Annotated in this window: 2 protein-coding genes; both read right to left on the bottom strand. The window is 40.7% G+C overall.

The window, feature by feature from the left end:
• Window positions 1-518, bottom strand: a 518-nt coding sequence (locus tag HMPREF2644_RS07230) for a Rha family transcriptional regulator (protein ID WP_070828353.1), incomplete at its 3' end; no start/stop codon positions are given.
• A 48-nt stretch (window positions 519-566) separates the two neighbouring features.
• On the bottom strand, window positions 567-884 hold a 318-nt coding region (locus HMPREF2644_RS07225; RefSeq protein ID WP_070828352.1), incomplete at its 5' end, for a phage regulatory CII family protein.

The following is an 884-nucleotide window of genomic DNA, read 5'->3' as shown; positions in this document are numbered from 1 at the left end:
GATTGACGATACAAATATTTATCTTCCACCAAGCGATTGACCAATGCACGCTCAGGCATTTTTAAAATCTTCGCCGTCTCACGAAATGATTTACTCGTCCCTACTTCCACATAGTGATCAACAAAAGCGACTTTAGGCGCATTACGCTCTTTTTCTGCTTGTAACTGAGCGGCTAACATCAACGCCTCAGAAAAAGATTGCGGAATAAGTGCGGTTGGTTTTTGTTGATTTTCCAACGCTTGCCAGCGATCGACAATTGCCGCAGTAAATTCAGGACAATTCTGAGCAACAACAATTAAACTATCTCGTTTGGTTAGATGGTACTCATAATAAGTCTGACCGTTCTGTGGATGGGTGTAAGCCATTGGCTGATACCCCCAAATCACCTCTTTTGCGATAAGTCTTTCGATTGAACGACACAGATCGCTGTGGTTTTTATTGATTAATTCCGCAATTTCACGACTACTCATCGTCAAAGTGCTTGTGTTTTCTTTCGAAATCGTTAATAATTGATTCATCTGTATATTCCTTAATGAATTAGCCACGAAATCTCCTCGTGGCTTTTTTTATTTCTTGTGTAACACAATCGCACATTCAATCGAATGTTGCGTCGCTGCCAAATGTTTACTCAATGCTTGACGTATTTTGTCTTCTTCTTTCGAAGTGATTTCGCCGTCTTCTAACGCTGTTTCTAATGCAGCAAATAACAAGCCTCGTGCGGAAAGCTCGTGCAGTTGTAAATTAGCAAGCTCAACCTTGTCTAATTCATTCTCTGCTACATCAGGTACAAAACGCCCACCAGCCAAACGGCATAGTTCATCAATAAATTGCGTGCAGCCATATTCTTGCTGAATCGCAATTAATTCTTCATTTTTGAATCGCTG

The sequence above is a fragment of the Haemophilus sp. HMSC071C11 genome, from assembly GCF_001837655.1.
In the GTDB taxonomy this organism is placed as follows: Bacteria; Pseudomonadota; Gammaproteobacteria; order Enterobacterales; family Pasteurellaceae; genus Haemophilus; species Haemophilus influenzae.
The sequence above is the reverse complement of the archived record's forward strand: the minus strand, read 5'-3'. Positions and strand labels throughout refer to the sequence as shown.